The following is an 18,958-nucleotide window of genomic DNA, read 5'->3' on the forward strand; positions in this document are numbered from 1 at the left end:
GAGTTGTCGCATGATCCTCTCCCCCGGCCGCAACTACATCTTCGTGCATATCCCCAAGACCGGCGGCACCTCGCTGGCTCAGGCGCTGGAAAGCCGCGCGATGAAGGACGACATCCTGATCGGCGATACGCCGAAGGCGATGAAGCGGCGGGGGCGATTAAAGGCGCTGACGGCGGCGGGGCGGCTGTGGAAGCATTCCACGCTGGCCGACATTGACGGGCTGATGACCCCGGAGGAAATTGCCGCGATGAGGGTGGTCACGCTGGTGCGCAACCCGTGGGACCGGATGGTCAGCTACTACCATTGGCTCGGGCAGCAGGTCTTCGACCACGAGGCCGTGCGGCTGGCCCGGACGCTGGACTTCGCGGCCTTCCTGCACCACCCGCACACCGCCCGGTCGATTTCCGGCTGGCCGGTCCGTCGGTATCTGACGGATGCGACGGGCCGCGAGCACAAGGCGCTGTGTCTCCGGCTGGAACATCTGGAGGCAGACGCCGAGCCGCTCTGGGCGCACCTCGGCTTCCGGCTGGAGATCCCGCACGAGAACCTCTCCCTGCGCAGGCCGTATCGGGAGTATTACGACGCGGCGCTGAGGGACCATGTCGCAGACCTCTGCGCCGAGGATGTCGCCCGGTTTGGCTACAGCTTCGACGGCTGATCCCGGCCTTGCGACACCTGCGCAAACGACGGGTTCGGATGCCTCCGGCGGGGATATTTAAATGCAATTGGAAACAGGGAGCGGGTGGACAGCACGCGGGCACACAAATCCAAGCGCACTGTCCGAAAGCTGGTCGCTTCCACTTGCACGGTCATCGGCGTCCCCGCCTGTACCGTGGACCCAGGTTCGCCGATCAACCTTAATTTTGTGTTTCCAATTGCCCAAAATATCCTGGGGGGCCCGAAGGGCGGGGCGAAGCCCCCGGAAAGAAGAAGAAGAAGCGTGCCGAAGGCACTCCTTTTGACAACAGCCACCCTACGGGATCGGATCGAACAGCGCATCCTTCAGGGAACAATCCTTCACCACGTCGCGCCCGCAGGGCACCGGCTCCAGCGTCTTCGACAGGCACAGCCGCGCCTCCTGGATGCGGCCCGCCTGGCAGGTGATGGTCAGCATGTCCGGCGTGAGGCCCGGGTTCTCCTTGAGGAAGGCCTCCTCCACCAGCGTGGCGGGCAGGCGCACCGGCTTGTCGAGCTTGCGGAACACCGCCGGGCGGGTGACCGAGGCATAGGCGCGGCGGGCAAGGTCGAAATAGGCCTCCGGGGTCAGTCCCGAGCAGACCCCGTGTTTCTTCCACTGGTACCAGGCCAGCCCCGGCGAGCCCATGATGTCCTCCATCGAGGCGGTCAGGGCCCGCGAGGGTTGGCGGGCGTCGGTCCGGCAGTAGGACGGCCAGCCGCGGTGGTACTGCGGCCAGAGCCCGTGCATGACCCAGCCGAAATCCGCCTCCGCGTCGCATTGCGGCGAGCCGCGTCCCTCGCCTTCCAGCGCGCACCATGTCGGCGACCAGCTGAGCGAGAGCACGTAGTAATCGAACTGCCCGGCCTTCTCCCCCTCGGCGGAGACCATGCCCGCGAGCATCGTCAAGACCCAGATCACCAGAATACGCATTTTCTCTTCCCTCTTTGCCCCGGAGCGACTATAGAGCCGCCAGGTTTCCCTACAACGGCAACTTGTCCCGGAACAGCGGGACCGCCCTGGTCCGGCCCTCCGGATCGCGGCGAAGCGAAGAATATTGCCGTTCGGGATGGTCGAGATTTCGCAAGGAGGCACATGATGGCCAAACTTCTGCACCCCAAGGCGACCGCCGTCTGGCTGGTCGACAACACCACGCTGAGCTTCAAGCAGATCGCCGATTTCACCGGCTTTCACGAGTTGGAGATCCAGGGCATCGCCGATGGCGACGTGGCCACCGGCGTCAAGGGCTTCGATCCCGTCGCCAACAACCAGCTTCTCCAGGCCGAGATCGACCAGGCGGAAAAGAATCCGCTCTACAAGATGAAGCTGAAGTACAACGCCGCCGCCCAGGACGAGGAAAAGCGCCGCGGGCCGCGCTACACGCCGCTGTCGAAGCGTCAGGACCGGCCGAACGCGATCCTGTGGCTGGTCAAGTTCCACCCGGAACTCGCCGACAGCCAGATCTCCAAGCTGGTGGGCACCACCAAGCCGACGATCCAGTCGATCCGCGAGCGCACCCACTGGAACATCCAGAACATGCAACCGATCGACCCGGTGGCGCTTGGCCTGTGCAAGCAGTCCGAGCTTGACGCCGCCGTGGCCAAGGCCGCGAAGAACAAGGACGCGGTGATGACCGACGACGAGCGCCGCAAGCTGGTCTCCACCGAGCAGAGCCTCGGGATGGACAACGAGCCGCGCCTGCCGACCGCCATCGAGGGGCTGGAGACCTTCAGCCTGTCCGACCCGCGCGGCGACGATGACGAGGAGGACAACCGCAAGGCCAGCGATTTCTCCGACGCCGACAGCTTCTTCAACCTGCCCTCCGGCGGGGACGATGAGGACGACGAGGACGACGACGATCCGCGCCGCTGAGGCCCGGTCTTTGGTTTTTGGTCTGACAGGAGAGCCTCGGACGCATCCGTCCGGGGCTTTTTCTTGTCATAGGGGGGAAGCGTCCATGGGCTCCAGCGTCAGGGACAGGCCCTGCCCTTCCACACTTCCCCAGATCCCCCAGCTGCTGTCCCAGACGACGCGGTGACCGGAGCCGTCTTCGAGGCGCGAGAGGGTGAGGCTTCCGACGATGCCCGGTGTCTCGGCGTCCTCCAGCTCAAGGCGCGTGACCTGCGCGAAGGTCAGGGTGACGACGGCATGCCTGTCGGTGATGTAGAAGCCCTTCGGGTCCACACGGCCCGTCATGCGCCATGTGCGCAGTTTGAGGTGGCCGTGTCTGCCGGTCTCAAGGTCATGCTCGCAGACTTCAGCGTCATGAAAGCGCGGCATGCGGCCAAGGCCGAACCAGTCGATGACAGCGCCTGCGCCCGGCAACGCGCCTTGCATGGCCATGTGGTCCTGACCGTCGCGCCGATCCGCGCTGCCATGTGTCATGTGTCCATCTCCTCCCGTCCTGCGACATCTCGGAGGTACGCGTCCACAAAGTACCCGACAGAATGCGCCGTGCCCAGTTGCGTGAGGGTCGCGCGGTGTCGGTCCACCAACAGGGGGCCATTGCCCGCAAGGGCATCGGAGAGAGCCCCGCTGCGCAGAAATTGCCTGCTCCGGAAGACGAAGACCCAACCGAAGTCGCCCGACGCCACCGGCTCCGGGATCAGGACGAGGTCTCCATCCCAATCCGCGATGAAGGCTTCGGCCAGGGCACGCGCCTCTTCCAGTGTCAGCATCCTTGCGCCTTGCTCCCTTTCTTTGCCCAAGTGTAGCCCCCCGCACCGCAACACGCCAGATTGCCCGCTCCCCTGCCCCATGCTAACCATGATGCGAAAGCGAGGCAGAGCAGCCCCCACATGACGGCCCTGAAGGAATTCGACCGGCTCGAAGCCACCGGCCTCTGGCGTGCCACGCCGGAGGAGCAGCGGCGCGAGGTCATCGTTTCGCTGGGCGAGGCGACGCTGACCATCGCCTCGACGCGGGGCGACATTCTCGGGCATTGGTCGCTGGCGGCGGTGAACCGGTTGAACGGCAGCGCCATCCCCGCCATCTACCACCCCGACGGCGATCCCGGCGAGACGCTGGAACTGCCCGAGGGCGAAGAGGTGATGATCGCCGGAATCGACCGCCTGCTGAAGGCCATCGAGCGGCGGCGCCCGCGTCCGGGCAAGCTGCGCCTCGTGCTCAACCTCGGCTTTGCCGCGGCGCTGGCGGCAGGGGCGGTGTTCTGGCTGCCCGATGCGCTGGAGCGCTACGCCGTCACCGTCGTGCCGCCGGTCAAACGGGCGGAGATCGGGCGCGATCTGTTCGAGCACATGACCCGCGTGACCGGAACGCCTTGCCGTGCGCCGGATGCGGTGCGCCCGCTGGACCGGCTGGCGGTGCGGCTGCTGGGCCCCGGGACCGAGGGCAAGGTCATCGTGGTGCCGCAGGGGGTGGCCTCGAGTGCGCATCTGCCCGGCGGGCTGACGCTTCTGGGGCGCTCGGTGGTGGAGGATCACGAGGACCCGGACGTGGCGGCGGGTTACATCCTCGCCGAGCACGTGCGGCGGACCGCGAGCGATCCGTTGGCGGACCTGCTGGACCACGCAGGGCTCGTGGCGATCCTGACCTTGATCACCACGGGTTCGCTGCCCGACGATGTGCTGTCCTCCTATGCGGAGGTGCTGCTGAAGTCCGGGCAGACGGAGCCGAAGGTGCCGGACCTGCTCGCCGCCTTTGCCCGCGCCGAGGTGCGCAGCACGCCCTACGCCTATGCCCGCGACATCACCGGCGAGACGACCTTGCCGCTGATCGAGGGCGATCCGATGTCCGGGCAGGCCAGCCGTCCGGTGCTGAGCGACGCGGACTGGGTTCGGTTGCAGGGGATCTGCGGAGCCTGAGGGCCGCGCCCCGGGCGGTGGGCCGCGCCCTCCACTGCGCGGCGCGTGCCCGACGTCAGGACCGGCTGCCCGCCGTCTTGCGGCGGCGGCGGCAGGCCATCGCCGAGGCGAGGCCGAAGACCAGCAGCGGCAGGCTGGCCGGGAGCGGCACCGCAGCGGTGGCGACAGCCCCTCCAAAGGCGACTTCCTGCAGTCTGACAGTACCGGTGGACCCGAAATTCGATGTGATGCTCATCCTGATCCCGCGCAGGTCGGCCGCGCCGAATGTGAAGACCTGGCCATCGTTGCCATGAACGGCCGAATAGCTGCCGAGCGACACAAGGTCGTCAAAAGCCCCGGATGCGGAACCGAGGAGAGTGAATGCCTGGACGGAGGCGCCCCCGGTCTGGTTCCACAATGCAAGACGGCTCAGGGACAGAAGCTGGCTGAAACCGAAATCGAGGTTCACCGGGAGGGGGAGTGCGAAACTTCCATATTGCGTGGTACCACCTGTGGCCGAGGTGGACGCGACGAAGCTGTCGAAATCGGTGACGCCACTGACGAACGGTGTGGAGAAACTCCCCTGATCGATCAATTGCGCCGTATAGCCGAAGGATGACGGCGTGTGGTGCCCGGCTGTCGTGGTGGCGGTGTCTGCGGAAAACAACGTGGCAGCGGAGGCACAGCCGGCACCGAGCACCAATGCCGCGGCAAGGAAAACGGATCGGATCATTGGATTGTCCTTATTATTTATCAATCTGATTGGATGGCGAAATGTCCGCCATGGTGTGATCACATTAAGGAAAGGGTCGGACAAATCAACGCGCGGGGTTTCCGGACCGAACCCGAGCCCTACGTCACGGGACCGCCGGCACCGGAGCGATGCGACGCCCTGCGCCCGCCAGCGGCCTGTCAAAGCCGGACGGGGAAGGCGTTTCCTGCGATGGAAGGCGTGTTCTGAAAGAGGCGGCCGCCAGAGTGCGGATCACGGAAACAGGGGTGCCAGACCCTGCGTCCCTTGCCCGGGGTGTCAGCCCGCGCTGCCCTTGGAATCGCGATCCCGAGGAGTCGGGACATGATCCTGTCTTCAGTTGGTCAACCGGGGGTGAAGATGCCCTCTGCCGGTTAAGGAGGCGTTGCGGCACCGTGCGGTGCGCTGCATTCCCGACGGTGCGGGGCACAGCCCCGCCCTACGGTCCGTCGCGCCGAGTCCCGCAAGCACGAAGGCCGCACCCGGGGGGCGCGGCCTGTGTCATGCCGAATGGCAGAGGTGAGAGGCTGGACATCGACCCAAGCGGGGCTCGTTGTGGCTGCTTCCTTCCGGACCTGACCAGGTTGGCGAGGCGCCTGCCCGCGCCAACCTCTCGACTCGTCATTTAGGACAGGTTGCGGCGGGTTTCAACCGCCCGCGTGCGGCAAATCCGGCCATCCGGCGCCCGGAGGCCTGCAAATCCGGACTTGAGTGACGCGCAAGGCCGCCCCTACCCTGCCCATGATTTCAGAACGGAGTTTGATCCATGCGCGCCTTGCTTCCGGGCCTTGCCCTGACTTTTGCCCTGACCTATGCCAACCCGCTGCCTGCCGAAGACATCGCGGAGGCCATCGAACACCCGATGGTGCAGCGCTATCCCGGCAGCGAGATCCGCTGGCAGACCATCGAGAACTACCGCCCCTACCGCGTCGCCACCGGGCCCGTGACCGGCTACCGTACCATTGGAGACTGGGCCGATACCGAAGGCCGGGTGACGCGGACCTTCTACCGCTACCAGGGCACGGAGCGGGACTTTGCGGAAATTTACCTGAATTACCTCAAGGCTTTCGAGGACGAGGGGTTCGAGATCCTCGGCAAGGGGCTGTCCGATGACCGCAAGGGTGTGGAGATCGGCACGCGCCAGTGGCTGGAGGTCTACCTCGCGGAGAACCCCTTCACCAAGCAGGGCGAGGCCGGCACCATGGCCGCCGGCACCTCCTCCTCCGGCGGCGCGGGGGCTTTCGTGGCCACGAAGGACCGCGCGGCGGGGCGGGTCTGGGTCGTGGTCAATGTCGAGCAGCACGCGGAGGATTACGTCGGCACGCTGATCGACATCGTCGAGGTCGAAGCGGCGCAGACCGGGCTGGTCTCCGTCGATGCAGAGGCGATCGGGCGCGACCTGACGGAAAAGGGCCGCGTGGTGCTGGACGGGATCGAATTCGGCTTCGACAGTGCCGATTTGCTGCCCTCCTCCGACGCGGCGTTGCAGGCGGTGGTCACGCATATGATGGCGCATCCGGAACAGAATTTCTACGTCGTCGGCCATACGGATGCGAAGGGGTCCTTCGACTACAACGCGCGGCTGTCTACGGATCGCGCGGGCGCGGTGGTCGAGGCGCTGGTGACTCGGTTTGGCGTGGCGCGGGAGCGGCTTCAATCGCATGGCGTCGGACCGCTGGTGCCGGTCTTCTCCAACGTCAGCGAGGCCGGGCGCGACCGCAATCGGCGGGTGGAGCTGGTCGAGCGCCCCTGAATCCCCCTCGCCCTTGCGCCGCGAAGCGGGTAAGCGGGGCGGATGGAGCCTTTCGACATCTTCCTCGCCGCCCTGCCCGGGCTTGAACCTGCGCTGAAAGCGGAGGCATCGGCCCTGGGCCTGCCGTCGCCCGAGGTGGTGCCGGGGGGCGTGACGATCCGGGGCGACTGGCGGACGGTCTGGCAGGCGAACCTGCATCTGCGCGGCGCGAGCCGCGTTCTGGCGCGGATCGGCAGTTTTCGCGCCTTCCACCTCGCGCAGCTCGACAAGCGCGCCCGCAAGTTCGACTGGGCGGCGCATCTGCGCCCGGACGTGCCGGTGCGGGTCGAAGTGACCTGCAAGGCGTCGAAGATCTACCACGACCGGGCGGCGAAGCAGCGGATCGAGACGGCCCTGCGCGAAAGCCTTGGCGTAACGATTGCCGAGGATGCCGCGCTGCGGCTGATGGCGCGGATCGAGGACGATCTGGTGACCTTCAGCCTCGACACATCCGGCGAGCCGCTGCACCGGCGCGGCCACAAGGAGGCGGTGAACAAGGCGCCGCTGCGCGAGACGCTGGCGGCGCTGTTCCTGCGCGAATGCGGCTATGACGGCTCCGAGCCGGTGCTCGACCCGATGTGCGGCTCCGGAACCTTCGTGCTGGAGGCGGCGGAGATCGCGCTGGGGCTGGCCCCGGGGCGGTCGCGGCGCTTTGCCTTCGAGGATTTCGCCAGCTTCGATGCGGCGGCGTGGGACGCGATGAAAACGGCGGTCGCGCCCCGGGCTACGGCGTCGCGGTTTTACGGCTCGGACCGGGACGACGGCGCGGTGCGCATGAGCGCGGCGAACGCGGCGCGGGCGGGGGTCTCGGAAATCTGCACGTTCACGCGCTGCCCGGTCAGCGAGGTGCAGCGTCCGGAGGGGCCGCCGGGGCTGATCATGGTCAACCCGCCCTACGGCGCGCGGATCGGCAACCGCAACCTGCTGTTCGCGCTCTACGGGGCGCTTGGGCAGGTCGCGAAGGAGCGGTTCCGGGGCTGGCGGCTTGGCATGGTGACGGCGGACGCGGGGCTGGCGAAGGCGACGGGGCTGACGTTTGCGACCACCTCGCCGCCGGTGCCGCATGGCGGGTTGAAGATCAAGCTGTACCGGACCGGGGTGCTGTGAGGGCAGCCGGCTGGCGCCGATTTCTTGAAAAGAAATCGGTCCGGATTCTTTGCAAGAATCCGGCACCTCTCGCCTCCGATTGCCATTCCCCTCCCGGCCGGGCAAGGTGCCGCCAAACCACCGGAGACACAGCATGAAGATCGCGGAAACGGTTACCTTTGGTGGCTCCGGCCTCGACCGGGCGGCGGAGATCCGGGGCAATATCCCGGCGCTGGCCGAGGCGATGCAGGACCCGCGCGCCCGCTGCATCCTGACCTGGCGCGGCAAGCTGCTGATTTCCGGCGAGACGATGTTCGACCTCGTGCGCCTGCCGATGACCCACCCCGTGCTGCGGGCGGCGGAGACCGAGCCGCTGCTGCTGGGCCGCGAGGACGGCGCGGCGGTCTTTGCCCATGACATCTCTGCCTTCACGCCCGAGGGCTATGACAGCGCCGGGGCGGGCAGTTTTCTCGATACGAGCGAGCAGACCCACCCGGACCTTGCCGACGGAATGCGGTTCCGTGAGCTGCGCTCCATGCTGACGCGCCTGACCCCGCGTGACGCGGAACTGGCCACCACCGCAAAGGCACTGCGCAACTGGCACGCCAGCCACGGCTTCTGCGCCAAATGCGGCGCGGCGAGCGTGATGCACCAGGCGGGGTGGGAGCGGATCTGTCCGGTGTGCGGCGCACATCACTTCCCGCGCACGGACCCGGTGGTGATCATGCTGATCACCCACGGCAACACATGCCTGCTCGGCCGCTCGCACGGCTGGCCGGAGGGGATGTACTCCTGCCTGGCGGGTTTCGTCGAGCCGGGGGAGCCGATCGAAGCGGCGGTGCGGCGCGAGGTCTTCGAGGAGGCGGGCGTGCGCGTCGGGCGGGTGCGCTACCTGTCGAGCCAGCCCTGGGCCTTCCCGTCGTCCCTGATGTTCGGCTGCCATGGCGAGGCGGTGACGGAGGAGATCAAGGTCGATCCGGTGGAACTCGACGATGCCCGCTGGATCAGCCGCGAAGAGCTGGCGGACGTGTTTGCCGGGCAACGCACGGACATGCTGCCCGCCCGCAGCGGGGCCATTGCGCATTTCCTCCTGCGCAACTGGCTTGCGGATCGGCTCGACTGACGCCAGACTCTCGCCAAAATTGCGGTGTATGACCGCGGCAGGCAGAGACCGGAAGGGCAGAGGGCAGAGGCACATGGAACTCAAGGCAAGCGAAGACATCGAGGCCCCGATCGAACGGGTGTTTGCGGAACTGGCCGATTTCGAGGCCATCGAACGGCAGGCCATGCGGCGTGGCGTCAGCGTGCAGCGCAAGGGCGCGGCAGGCGCACCCGCGCCGGGCCTGTCCTGGACGGCGGGATTCACGTTTCGCGGCAAGGGCCGGGATGCGGAGATCACGCTGACCGATTACGCCGAGCCGGAGCAGATGGCCTTCCACTCGGTTTCCGGCGGGCTGGAGGCGGCGACGCGGATCGAGACGGTGGCGCTGTCGCGCGGGCGCACGCGCATCACCTTTGTCACGGAGCTGATGCCGAAGACGTTGTCGGCGCGGCTGCTGGTGCAGTCGATGAAGCTGGCCAAGGGCGGGATCGAGAAGCGGTTCCGGCACAAGATGGCCGGCTTCGCGAAGGATCTCGAACTGAAGCTTAAGGGGATCGGGTAGAGCCGCCCCCGGCCGCCGGGCACTCCTGGAACGTCGCCGCCGCGGGAGCGCAGACGCGTTGCCTTTTCGACAGGCGAGGCTGGTGGACGTGGCTCTGACAAGCCCCCTGCGACCCCGGATCAAAAGACAACGCCCCGCGTCCTGCGACCGGGGCGTTGTCGGTTTTCCGGAACGGGCCGGTGCCGTGCGGTTATTGCAGGTAAGCTTGCACGTAACCCGCCGATTTCGTCCGCTGCAGCCCCGCGTTCAGCGCGGCCACGGAGGTGTAGGGACCGACCATGACGCGGCGCATTGCCTGGCCGTTCTTCGTGTAGCTGCCGAAGCGCACCGGCAGACCGGCGGCGGAGAGGCGGGCGGCGGCGGCCTGCGCCTTGGCCTCGGTGGTGAAGACCCCGATCTGCACGTAGCGCGGTGCGCTCGCGGCCTCCGGTGCGGAGCGGGTCGAGACCACCGGCGTCCGCGCGGTGCTGCCGCTGGTGGAGACGATGGCCACGGGATACCGCGCCGTGGTGCCGACATAAGCGATGGTCGGCTCCTTGAGACGGTGATGGCGCACCTCGGAGGTCAGACGCCGCGGCACACGATTGGTCCAGACCTGCTGCGTGTCGCGGTAGCCCTGCACGGTCTGATAGGCGCGGTAGGGGTTCAGGCGGTCATCGGACCAGGCCGGGCGGTAGCCTTCGGGCACGTTGTTCACAAGCACCTGCTGCTGGCGCTGGTAGATCTTGCGCGGGACGATGCGGGTTTCGGGGGCGAGCACCGGCGCGGCGCTGCTGTCCTTCCAGCCGCGGCGCACGGTGGAGACCTGCGGCGCCTTCTGCGGGCCACAGGCGGAGACATAGCTGCGCCCGCCGGCGGTGCGGGTGCGCGAGCCGTTGATGCAGGGGCCATAGCCGGTGGAGGGCGGTGCCGCGCGGGCGGCGCGCGGGGCGGGCACCGGCTCGGGCGCGGGCACCGGGGTGACGACGATCGGCGGCGGCACCCGGCGTACCATGCGCGGCGGCTGCGCCCCCGCGGGCTTGGAGGCGGGCGCCCGGCTGAGCGAGGTTTCCGGGGTGCGCGAGACGGTCAGCGTGCCGGAGCCGCCGTCCATGACGCGGATGTTGCCGGAGGGAGCGGAAACGGTGATGCCGGTCCGGGCCGGCGCCGCCGGCGCCTCGGGCGGCGTGTCGACGGTGATCTGCACCGGGGCCGGACCAGGGCGCGGGGCGGCGGCGGTGACGGAACTCGCGGCGCTGCCGAAGGTGGGGGTCTGGCCGCAGATCTGCTGGCGCGTGCGGGTCATGCGCGGCACCCAGGTGACCGCCCCGTCGAACCCGGCGCGCACGAAGACGCAGCCGTTGTTGTCCACGAATTGCCGCCCGTTGAAGTCCTCCGGCGGGAAATTCGCGGGGATCGCCCCGAGCCCCTGCGCCATCGCGGGCCCGGAGGCCAGGCCGAGACCAGCCGCAAAGATTGCCAGAATTGTCAAGGATTTCAAAGTCATGTCTGCCCCCACAGATGCTGCTTGTACATTGCACCAAGGAATCCCCCCTGTAAAGCAGCGAAACCTTGAGATTTGGTGTGTTTCACAAGCGGCAGGCGGGTTTTTCGCTCCGGCGGGTCTCCCCCACCCTGCCTTTCCCCCACCCTGACCCTCCCCAGAGGGGAGGGAACCGGCGCGTGCGGCGGGGGGCGCCCTCCCCCTTGGGGAGGGTTGGGGTGGGGGCGCGACGGCCCCCGGCCATCACCGCGTGCCGAACATCCGGTCCCCGGCGTCGCCAAGTCCCGGTACGATATAGCCTTTCTCGTTCAGCCGCTCGTCCAGCGCGGCGGTGATCACCGGCACGTCCGGGTGCGCCGCCTTCATCCGTGCAACGCCCTCCGGCGCGGCCAGCAGGCACAGGAAGCGGATGTTGTTGGCGCCTGACTTCTTCACGAGGTCGATGGCGGCGACGGAGCTGTTGCCGGTGGCAAGCATCGGGTCGACGACGATGGTCAGGCGCTCCTCCATGCTTGAGGGCAGCTTGTTGTAATACTCGACCGGCTGCAGGGTTTCCTCGTCGCGGTAGAGCCCGACGAAGCCGACCCGCGCCGAGGGGATCAGCTCCAGAATGCCGTCGAGCAGCCCGTTGCCTGCCCGCAGGATCGACACCAGCGCCAGCTTCTTGCCGGAGATCACCGGCGCGTCCATCGGGCAGAGCGGCGTGTCGATGGCCTCCGTGGTCATCTCCATGTTGCGTGTCACCTCGTAGGCGAGCAGCAGGCTGATCTCGCGCAGCAGCTGGCGGAACTTGCCGGTGGAGCAGTCCACCTTGCGCATCTGCGTCAGTTTGTGCTGCACCAGCGGGTGGTCGACGATGGTCAGGTGATCGGTCATGGATGGGTCCCTCATGCCCCCTTCGGGGGTTTGATTTTCTTCAGGATGGCCTCGCGGGTGTCCGCGGTGCAGAAGGCCGCGGTCATGGCGGTCTTGTTCAGCTCTGTAAAGGTCTGCGCGTCCCAGCGGAACGTCCGCGCCAGGTCCGCGTATTCGCGGCGCATCGTGGTGTGGAAGAACGGCGGGTCGTCGGTGGAGACGGTGACCTTGACGCCGCGCGCGCGCAGCTGGTCGATGGGGTGTTCGTCCAGCGAGGGGAACACGCCGAGGAACACATTGGAACCGGGGCAGACTTCGAGGGTGATCCCGCGCTCCGCCAGCATGTCCACCGTGGCGAGGTCGGCGATGGCGCGCACGCCGTGGCCGATGCGGCTGACGCCGAGATCCTCCACCGCGTCGCGCACCTCCCTTGGCCCGCGCCATTCGCAGGCGTGGGAGGTCAGGTGCAGCCCCGCCTCCCGCGCCATGTCGAAGCTGTAGGCGAAATCGCGTTGCTGCCCCTTGTTCTCGTCCCCCGCCATGCCGAAGCCGCAGAGCCAGTCGCCCGCGGTCTCGGCGGCGCAGAGCGCGGCGGTCTTCGCCTGTTCGGGGCCGAAGTGGCGGATGCAGGTGACGATCCCGCGCAGGGTGATGCCGTGGGTCGTCTCGGCGGCCTCGGCGGCTTCACGGATGGCGTGCAGGTATTCCTTCCAGGCCGACACATCGCCGCCACCGCAGAAGTCCGGGGAGAGGAAGGTTTCGGAATAGACCACGTCGTTCGCCGCGCTCTCCTCCAGCACGGCGGTGCAGAGCCGGGCGAAGTCCTCCGGCGTTTGCAGCACCGAGGTGGCGGCCTCGTAGACCGACAGGAAATGCACGAAGTCGCGGTAGGCATAGGAGCCGTCTTCGTTGAAGATCTTCGAAAGGTCGACCTTCTTTTCCTTCGCCAGCCCCCGGATGAAGGCGGGCGGGGCGGCGCCCTCGAAGTGCAGGTGCAGTTCGGCTTTGGGCAGGCGGGAGATGGCGTCGATCGCCTCCTCGTCCAGCGGCTCGCGGTCTTGGAGTTTCATGGGGTGGGTCTTTCGGAACGGTGGCAGGACATCACGGAGGGCAGCGCCTGCCTGGGTAGGCGCAGTGGCGCTCTGTGGATTGGTGAGGCAGCTTCCGTGGAGCCACAGCGTCGAGACCGGACGCGCGGTTTGAAGCGCCTGCCGGGGGGCAGGCAGGCGCTGCCCGGCCTTACGTCCGGGCGAGACCGATCGAAGGATATCGCGAGGGTCTTACCCGCGTTTGCCGACTTTCGCAGAGTCACAAAAAGCTCCTCCCCGGCCCCTGCCCCGGCACGCCGAGGTGCGCGGCAACACTGGCGGCGATGTCGGAGAAGCCGGCAAGGCCGATTTCCCCTGCCCCGAGCCCGGCGATGAGCACCGGAACCTGCTCGCGGGTGTGGTCCGTGCCGTGCCATGTCGGATCGTTGCCGTGGTCGGCGGTGATCAGCAGCATGTCCCCCTCGCGGAGCATCGGCAGCAGCTTGCCCAGTTCCGTGTCGAACCATTCGAGGTGCCGCGCATAGCCGGAGACGTCGCGGCGGTGGCCGTAGACGCTGTCGAACTCGACGAAGTTGGCGAAGGTCAGGCTGCCGTCCTCCGCCTCCCGCACGAGGTCTGCAAGGTGCTGCATCAAGGTAACATCCGTCCCGCGCCGCACCTCGTCGATGCCTTCCATGGAGAAGATGTCGCCGATCTTGCCGATGGCATGGACGGCGCAGCCCGCGTCCTGCACCCAGTTGGTCAGAACAGGCTGCGGCGGGCGGATGGCGTAATCGTGGCGGTTCGGCGTGCGCTCGAAATGGCCGACCTCCCCGACGAAGGGACGCGCGATGACGCGGCCGACCTTCATGTCGTGCAGGATCGGGGCGAGTTTTTCGCACAGGTCATAAAGGCGGTCGAGGCCGAACGCTTGCTCATGCGCGGCGATCTGGAAGACGCTGTCGATGGAGGTGTAGCAGATCGGTTTGCCGGTCCGGACGTGCGCCTCGCCCAAATCGTCGATGATGTTGGTGCCGGAGGCGTGGCAGTTGCCGAGGATGCCGTCGGTGCCCGCAATCTCGCAGACCTTTTGCACGAGATCTTCGGGGAAGGCCGGATCGGTCTTCGGGAAGTAGGTCCAGTCCCAGGGCACCGGCAGACCGGCGATTTCCCAATGGCCGGAGGGGGTGTCCTTGCCCTTCGATATCTCGCGGGCGACGCCCCAGCGGCCTTTGCTGGCCAGTCCCGGCAAGGGCTTTCCGGTCGAGAGCGCTTCGGCGTCGAAGAGGCCGAGCGAGGCCATGACCGGCAGGTGAAGCGGGCCGGAGCGGCCCTGCTCCGCCTCTCCCGACGCGCAGGCTGCAGCGATATGGCCAAGGGTGTTCGAGCCGGTGTCCGGCAGGTCCCCGTTGAAATACTGGTCCGCGTCGGGGGCGCCGCCGATGCCGACACTGTCCATGACGACGAGGAAGGCGCGACTCAAGAGATACGCTCCCTGACAAGCGGTTGTGCCTTTGGCGCGGTGCCGAAGGTGATGGCGGCGCGGATGGCCGCCTCCGCCGCGTCGGCCTCCTCGACCCGGGCGGCATGGATGCGGCAAAGCACGTCGCCCTTCTCCAGCCTGCTGCCGAGCCGGATGACTTCGGAGAGGCCCACCATGGGATTGATCTGATCCGTCTCCACCTGCCGCCCGCCGCCGAGCGAGACCACCGCAAGGCCCAGCGCCTCGCCGTCGATGCTGGCCACGGTGCCGGGTTCGACCGCCTCGACCGCGCGGATCACCGGCGCCTCGGGCATGTAGCGCCGCCAGTCCTCGACGAAGCCGATGGGGCCGCCGAGGCCATGGACCATCTTGCCGAAGCGCTCCGCTGCCGCGCCCGACGCAATGGCGCCCTGCAGCTTCGCCTCTCCGTCTTCGATGCCGACCGAATGCAGCACCTCCGCGCCGAGGGCGACGGAGAGGTCGTAGAGCGGGCCCTTGTCCTTGCCCGCGAGCACACGCATGGCGGCGTCGACTTCGAGGGCATTGCCGAGCGCGGGCGCCAAGGGCTCGTCCATGCCGGTGACCAGCACGGTGGTCTTGCAGCCCGCCCCGTTCGCGGTGTCGACCATGGCGCGGCTCAGCGCTTCGGCTTCCTTGACGGTCTTGAGAAAGGCGCCCGAGCCGGTCTTGACGTCGAGCACCAGCGCCTCCAGCCCGGCCGCGAGCTTCTTCGACAGGATGGAGGCGCAGATGAGGTCGAGGCTTTCGACGGTCGCCGTCACGTCGCGGATGGCGTAGAGCTTCTTGTCCGCCGGCGCGATGGCGGCGGAGGCGCTGACGATGGCGCAGCCGGCGTCCTTCACGACCTGCCGGAAGCGGCGCTCGTCGGGGGCGGTGGCGTAGCCGGGGATCGCGTCGAGCTTGTCGAGTGTGCCGCCGGTATGGCCAAGCCCGCGCCCCGAGATCATCGGGACATAGACGCCGCAGGCGGCAAGCGCGGGGGCGAGCACGAGGCTGGTGCAGTCTCCGACGCCGCCGGTGGAATGCTTGTCCGCCACGGGTCCGGGCAGGTCCCACTGCATGACATGGCCCGAGTCGCGCATGGCCAGCGTCAGGGCGACGCGGCCCTCCTCGGACAGGCCGCGCAGGCAGACGCCCATGGCGAAGGCCCCGGCCTGCGCATCGGAAACGCTGCCGTCGGCGAGACCCTTCGCGAACCAGCGCAGGTCATCCGGCGAGACCGCCTCGCCCTTGCGCAGATGGGCGATGATCCGGCGGGCGTCGGTCATGTGCGCTCCATCTGGCGCGGGTTGAAGGCACCGGGCAGCAGGTCCGCAACCGTGGTTTCGAACTCGTCGCCGTCGGTCGTGGCGAGCGTGACCTTCACCGCGCCGTCGGCGAATTCGGCGATCTTCTGACGGCAGCCGCCGCAGGGAGAAACCGGCGTCGGACTGTCGGCGATCACGTAGACCTCCGCGATCTCGGTCTCACCGGCCGCGACCATGGCGGCAATCGCCCCGGCCTCGGCGCAGGTCCCCTCGGGATAGGCGGCGTTCTCGACGTTGCAGCCGGCATGGATCGCGCCGGAAGGCGTACGGACGGCGGCGCCGACCTTGAATTTCGAATAGGGAACATACGCGTTTTCGCGCACCGCGCGGGCAGCGTCGGACAGGGACATGAGGGACTCTCCATCGGCAGGTCCGCCCATGTTGCGAAGCGGGGGGGCCGATTGCAAGGGGGCTTGCGCCAGAGAGTTTCCCCCGTGGCGGGAACGTCGGGGCAAGGGGGGAGGACAGCGGCGGGGTGACCCGAAGGGGATGCGGGGCGCAGCCCCGCCCTACGCACGGACGCGCTAGACCGGCGCCGTGCTCGCCCGTTCGATGAGCTGCACGCCGACCAGCTCCACGACGCCGTCGCGCGGCTCCTGTCCCGGCTCCGCTGCGAGGCGGTCCAGCAGGAGTTCGGTCGCCCGCACCCCGAGGCGGCGGCGGTCCTGGCGGATGGTGGTCAGCGGCGGGCGGTAGAACTGTGTCATCTCGATATCGTCGAAGCCCACGACGGAGATGTCCTCCGGCACCCGGACGCCGGCCTCCGCCAGCGTCGCGATGAGGCCGAAGGCGACCATGTCGGAGGCGCAGAACACCGCCGTGGGGCGCTCCTGCATGGCGATGATCCGCCGTGCCGCCGCCTGCCCCGACTCCATGGAGAAGTCGCCGCGCATGATCCATTCGGCCCGCGACGGAAGCCCGAGGCGGTCGCGCTCGGCCACCATGCCTTCGCGCCGCGCGGCGGTCAGCACGTTGCCCTCCGGCCCGGTCACATGGGCGATGCGGTGGTGGCCCAACGCGTGCAGGTGCTGCACCGCGAGGCGCGCGCCCATCACGTTGTCCGACCGCACCGACGGCAACGCCGAACCGTGCACCCATTCGCAGGCAAAGACCACGCGGCCATCGACACCATGCGCGGTGAAACCGGTCATCTGCGCCGCGCTGAGGTTGCCGTCGAGCGAGATCAGACCGTCGACCCGCGAATCGAGGAAGTAGTCGACCAGCGCGGTGTCGTCCTGCAGACCCTCCGTGTCCCGGATCAGCACGGCGTAGTCGGTGCCGGAGAACCGGGCGCTGATGCCCGCGAGGATCTGGGAGAAGAACGGGTTGCCGAGGTTGGGCACCAGCACCAGCACCGCCCCGGCACGCTGCTTGCGCAGGTTCCGCGCCGCCTGATTCACCCGGTACCCGGTCTGGCGAATCGCCTCCTGAACCGCATTGCGTGTGGCTTCGGTCAGAATGCCGGGGTTCGAAAGCGCCCGGCTGACCGTCGCCGTGGACACCCCGGCGGCGCGGGCAACATCCTGAATCCGGACCGTTTTCTGAACCATCTTGGCATCCTCCCTACAGGCTGCCCGTTTCTCGCGAAAGCTGTCTCTTGACAAGAGCGGCGTTCCCGGACGAACATACTTGTAATCGTTTTCACACGGCCATGCTGCCGCGAAATGTAAACGATTACAAGAGCGGCAGACAAAGCAGCCGCGTTGTAACAGATCGGCCGTGGGGAGACGGCCCTAGGGAGGACTACAATGAACATCCTGCGCACGATTCTTGCGGGTTCCACGGCGCTTTGCGTCGCGGGCGCCGCCCATGCCGCCGAGCTGGAAGTCACCCATTGGTGGACTTCGGGCGGTGAAGCCGCCGCCGTGGCCGAGCTGGCCAAGGCCTTCGACGCCACCGGCAACACCTGGGTCGACGGCGCCATCGCCGGTTCCGGCTCCACCGCCCGCCCGATCATGATTTCCCGCATCACCGGCGGCGATCCCATGGGCGCTACCCAGTTCAACCATGGCCGTCAGGCCGAGGAACTGGTCGAAGCCGGGCTGATGCGCGACCTGACCGACATCGCCGAGGCGAACAACTGGCGCGCGGTCATCAACCCGCCCTCGATCCTCGATGCCTGCACCGTCGACGGCAAGGTCTACTGCGCGCCGCTGAACATCCACGCCCAGCAGTGGCTGTGGCTCTCGGATGCCGCCTACAAGCAGGTCGGCCTGCCGGTCCCGACCACCTGGGACGAATTCGTCGCCGCCGCGCCGAAGCTGCGCGAGGCAGGCATCGTGCCGCTGGCCATGGGTCAGCAGGGCTGGCAGCAGAACCTCGCGTTCACGACACTGGTTCTGACGCTGCTGCCGAACGACGTGTACCTGAAGGTCTACCAGGACAAGGACGCCGGAGCTGCTGCCGGTCCGGAGGTGACGCGCGTCTTCGAAGCCGCCGCGATCGCCCGCGACCTGTCCAAGGACTCCAACGTCCAGGACTGGAACCAGGCCACCAACATGGTGATCACCGGCAAGGCCGGCGGCCAGATCATGGGCGACTGGGCGCAGGGCGAATTCGCCGTCGCGAACCAGGTCGCAGGCACCGATTATCACTGCCTGCCGGGTCTGGGCATGAAGGACGTGCTGCTCGCCGGTGGTGACGCCTTCTACTTCCCGGTCGTGGAAGACGAGGAAACCCAGAAGGCCCAGGCCGAACTGGCGGCCCTGATCCTCGATCCGGACGTGCAGGTTGCCTTCAACCTCAAGAAAGGCTCGATGCCGGTGCGCGGGGACGTCAACCTCGACGCCGCCAACGAGTGCATGAAGAAGGGCCTCGCGATCCTCGCCAATGGCCAGACCGTGCCGGACGTGAACATCCTGCTCACCTCTGACACCCGGACCCAGCTCGAAGACCTCTTCAAGGAGTTCTTCGCCGATCCCAGCATGACCGCCGAAACCGCCCAGGCGCGCTTCGTCTCGATCATCGAAAGCGCCGATTAATCCGCGCACCACCGGCCCGGGACGCGCT

General features: G+C 67.7%; 19 protein-coding genes and 1 other RNA gene. 8 read left to right on the forward strand and 12 right to left on the reverse strand.

Annotation, left to right across the window (positions count from 1 at the left end; translation table 11 throughout):
* Nucleotides 1-10 precede the first annotated feature (10 nt).
* Entirely contained in the window at nt 11-658 is a 648-nt protein-coding gene (locus ACP159_RS09875) for a sulfotransferase family 2 domain-containing protein (protein ID WP_425099513.1), read from the forward strand.
* 315 nt (nt 659-973) lie between these two features.
* On the opposite strand, the gene ACP159_RS09880 is transcribed toward ACP159_RS09875, so the two are convergent.
* On the reverse strand, nt 974-1,609 hold the full coding sequence (locus ACP159_RS09880) for a ribonuclease T2 family protein (protein ID WP_425099514.1): 636 nt from the start codon (nt 1,607-1,609) through the stop codon (nt 974-976).
* A gap of 165 nt (nt 1,610-1,774) precedes the next feature.
* Between ACP159_RS09880 and ACP159_RS09885 the strand changes: the two genes are divergently transcribed.
* Nucleotides 1,775-2,548, forward strand: a complete 774-nt coding sequence (locus tag ACP159_RS09885) for a DUF1013 domain-containing protein (RefSeq protein ID WP_425099515.1) — start codon at nt 1,775-1,777, stop codon at nt 2,546-2,548.
* A 66-nt stretch (nt 2,549-2,614) separates the two neighbouring features.
* Here the strand turns inward: ACP159_RS09885 and ACP159_RS09890 are convergent, their stop codons facing one another.
* Nucleotides 2,615-3,061 carry a hypothetical protein gene (locus ACP159_RS09890; RefSeq protein ID WP_425099516.1) on the reverse strand — a complete coding sequence of 149 codons (447 nt, stop codon included), beginning with the start codon at nt 3,059-3,061 and terminating at the stop codon, nt 2,615-2,617.
* The gene (locus tag ACP159_RS09895; RefSeq protein WP_425099517.1) at nt 3,058-3,354 is read right to left on the reverse strand and encodes a YrhB domain-containing protein; all 297 of its coding nucleotides are present in this window, start codon (nt 3,352-3,354) and stop codon (nt 3,058-3,060) included. The genes ACP159_RS09890 and ACP159_RS09895 overlap by 4 nt, the downstream gene beginning before the upstream one ends.
* A gap of 120 nt (nt 3,355-3,474) precedes the next feature.
* Here ACP159_RS09895 and ACP159_RS09900 point away from each other — a divergent pair, with 120 nt between their 5' ends.
* Complete coding sequence (locus ACP159_RS09900) at nt 3,475-4,500, forward strand: hypothetical protein (protein WP_425099518.1); 1,026 nt, start codon at nt 3,475-3,477, stop codon at nt 4,498-4,500.
* A 55-nt stretch (nt 4,501-4,555) separates the two neighbouring features.
* On the opposite strand, the gene ACP159_RS09905 is transcribed toward ACP159_RS09900, so the two are convergent.
* Nucleotides 4,556-5,212: a hypothetical protein gene (locus tag ACP159_RS09905; RefSeq protein WP_425099519.1), complete on the reverse strand. Its 657-nt coding sequence runs from the start codon at nt 5,210-5,212 to the stop codon at nt 4,556-4,558.
* 535 nt (nt 5,213-5,747) lie between these two features.
* An RNA gene (gene ffs / locus ACP159_RS09910) (signal recognition particle sRNA small type) lies at nt 5,748-5,846 on the reverse strand.
* Nucleotides 5,847-5,996: 150 nt separating this feature from the next.
* Here ffs and ACP159_RS09915 point away from each other — a divergent pair.
* The 4 genes from ACP159_RS09915 to ACP159_RS09930 all read left to right on the forward strand — a co-directional run bounded on the left by ACP159_RS09915 (nt 5,997) and on the right by ACP159_RS09930 (nt 9,772).
* Complete coding sequence (locus ACP159_RS09915) at nt 5,997-6,983, forward strand: OmpA family protein (RefSeq protein WP_425099520.1); 987 nt, start codon at nt 5,997-5,999, stop codon at nt 6,981-6,983.
* 42 nt (nt 6,984-7,025) lie between these two features.
* Nucleotides 7,026-8,129 carry a THUMP domain-containing class I SAM-dependent RNA methyltransferase gene (locus ACP159_RS09920; protein WP_425099521.1) on the forward strand — a complete coding sequence of 368 codons (1,104 nt, stop codon included), beginning with the start codon at nt 7,026-7,028 and terminating at the stop codon, nt 8,127-8,129.
* A gap of 133 nt (nt 8,130-8,262) precedes the next feature.
* Entirely contained in the window at nt 8,263-9,231 is a 969-nt protein-coding gene (gene nudC / locus ACP159_RS09925; protein WP_425099522.1) for an NAD(+) diphosphatase, read from the forward strand.
* Nucleotides 9,232-9,304: 73 nt separating this feature from the next.
* Nucleotides 9,305-9,772, forward strand: a complete 468-nt coding sequence (locus tag ACP159_RS09930) for an SRPBCC family protein (protein WP_425099523.1) — start codon at nt 9,305-9,307, stop codon at nt 9,770-9,772.
* A gap of 190 nt (nt 9,773-9,962) precedes the next feature.
* Here the strand turns inward: ACP159_RS09930 and ACP159_RS09935 are convergent, their stop codons facing one another.
* The 7 genes from ACP159_RS09935 to ACP159_RS09965 form a co-directional block, all read right to left on the reverse strand.
* Entirely contained in the window at nt 9,963-11,258 is a 1,296-nt protein-coding gene (locus ACP159_RS09935) for an SPOR domain-containing protein (RefSeq protein ID WP_425099524.1), read from the reverse strand.
* A 240-nt stretch (nt 11,259-11,498) separates the two neighbouring features.
* Nucleotides 11,499-12,131, reverse strand: coding sequence for a uracil phosphoribosyltransferase (gene upp / locus ACP159_RS09940; protein WP_425099681.1), 633 nt, complete (start codon nt 12,129-12,131; stop codon nt 11,499-11,501).
* Nucleotides 12,132-12,142: 11 nt separating this feature from the next.
* Nucleotides 12,143-13,180, reverse strand: a complete 1,038-nt coding sequence (locus ACP159_RS09945) for an adenosine deaminase (protein WP_425099525.1) — start codon at nt 13,178-13,180, stop codon at nt 12,143-12,145.
* Nucleotides 13,181-13,418: 238 nt separating this feature from the next.
* Entirely contained in the window at nt 13,419-14,621 is a 1,203-nt protein-coding gene (locus ACP159_RS09950) for a phosphopentomutase (protein ID WP_425099526.1), read from the reverse strand.
* A complete protein-coding gene (locus tag ACP159_RS09955; RefSeq protein WP_425099527.1) occupies nt 14,618-15,910 on the reverse strand; it encodes a thymidine phosphorylase in 1,293 nt (430 codons plus the stop codon). Before ACP159_RS09955 ends, ACP159_RS09950 begins: the two co-directional genes overlap by 4 nt.
* Nucleotides 15,907-16,299, reverse strand: coding sequence for a cytidine deaminase (locus ACP159_RS09960; protein WP_425099529.1), 393 nt, complete (start codon nt 16,297-16,299; stop codon nt 15,907-15,909). Before ACP159_RS09960 ends, ACP159_RS09955 begins: the two co-directional genes overlap by 4 nt.
* 174 nt (nt 16,300-16,473) lie before the next feature.
* Nucleotides 16,474-17,499 (reverse strand): LacI family DNA-binding transcriptional regulator, encoded by a 1,026-nt coding sequence (locus tag ACP159_RS09965; protein ID WP_425099530.1) that lies wholly within the window; start codon nt 17,497-17,499, stop codon nt 16,474-16,476.
* A gap of 198 nt (nt 17,500-17,697) precedes the next feature.
* Between ACP159_RS09965 and ACP159_RS09970 the strand changes: the two genes are divergently transcribed.
* The gene (locus ACP159_RS09970) at nt 17,698-18,930 is read left to right on the forward strand and encodes an ABC transporter substrate-binding protein (protein WP_425099531.1); all 1,233 of its coding nucleotides are present in this window, start codon (nt 17,698-17,700) and stop codon (nt 18,928-18,930) included.
* Nucleotides 18,931-18,958 lie beyond the last annotated feature (28 nt).

Source organism: Tropicibacter sp. S64, from assembly GCF_049803835.1.
Taxonomy (GTDB): domain Bacteria; phylum Pseudomonadota; class Alphaproteobacteria; order Rhodobacterales; family Rhodobacteraceae; genus Pacificoceanicola.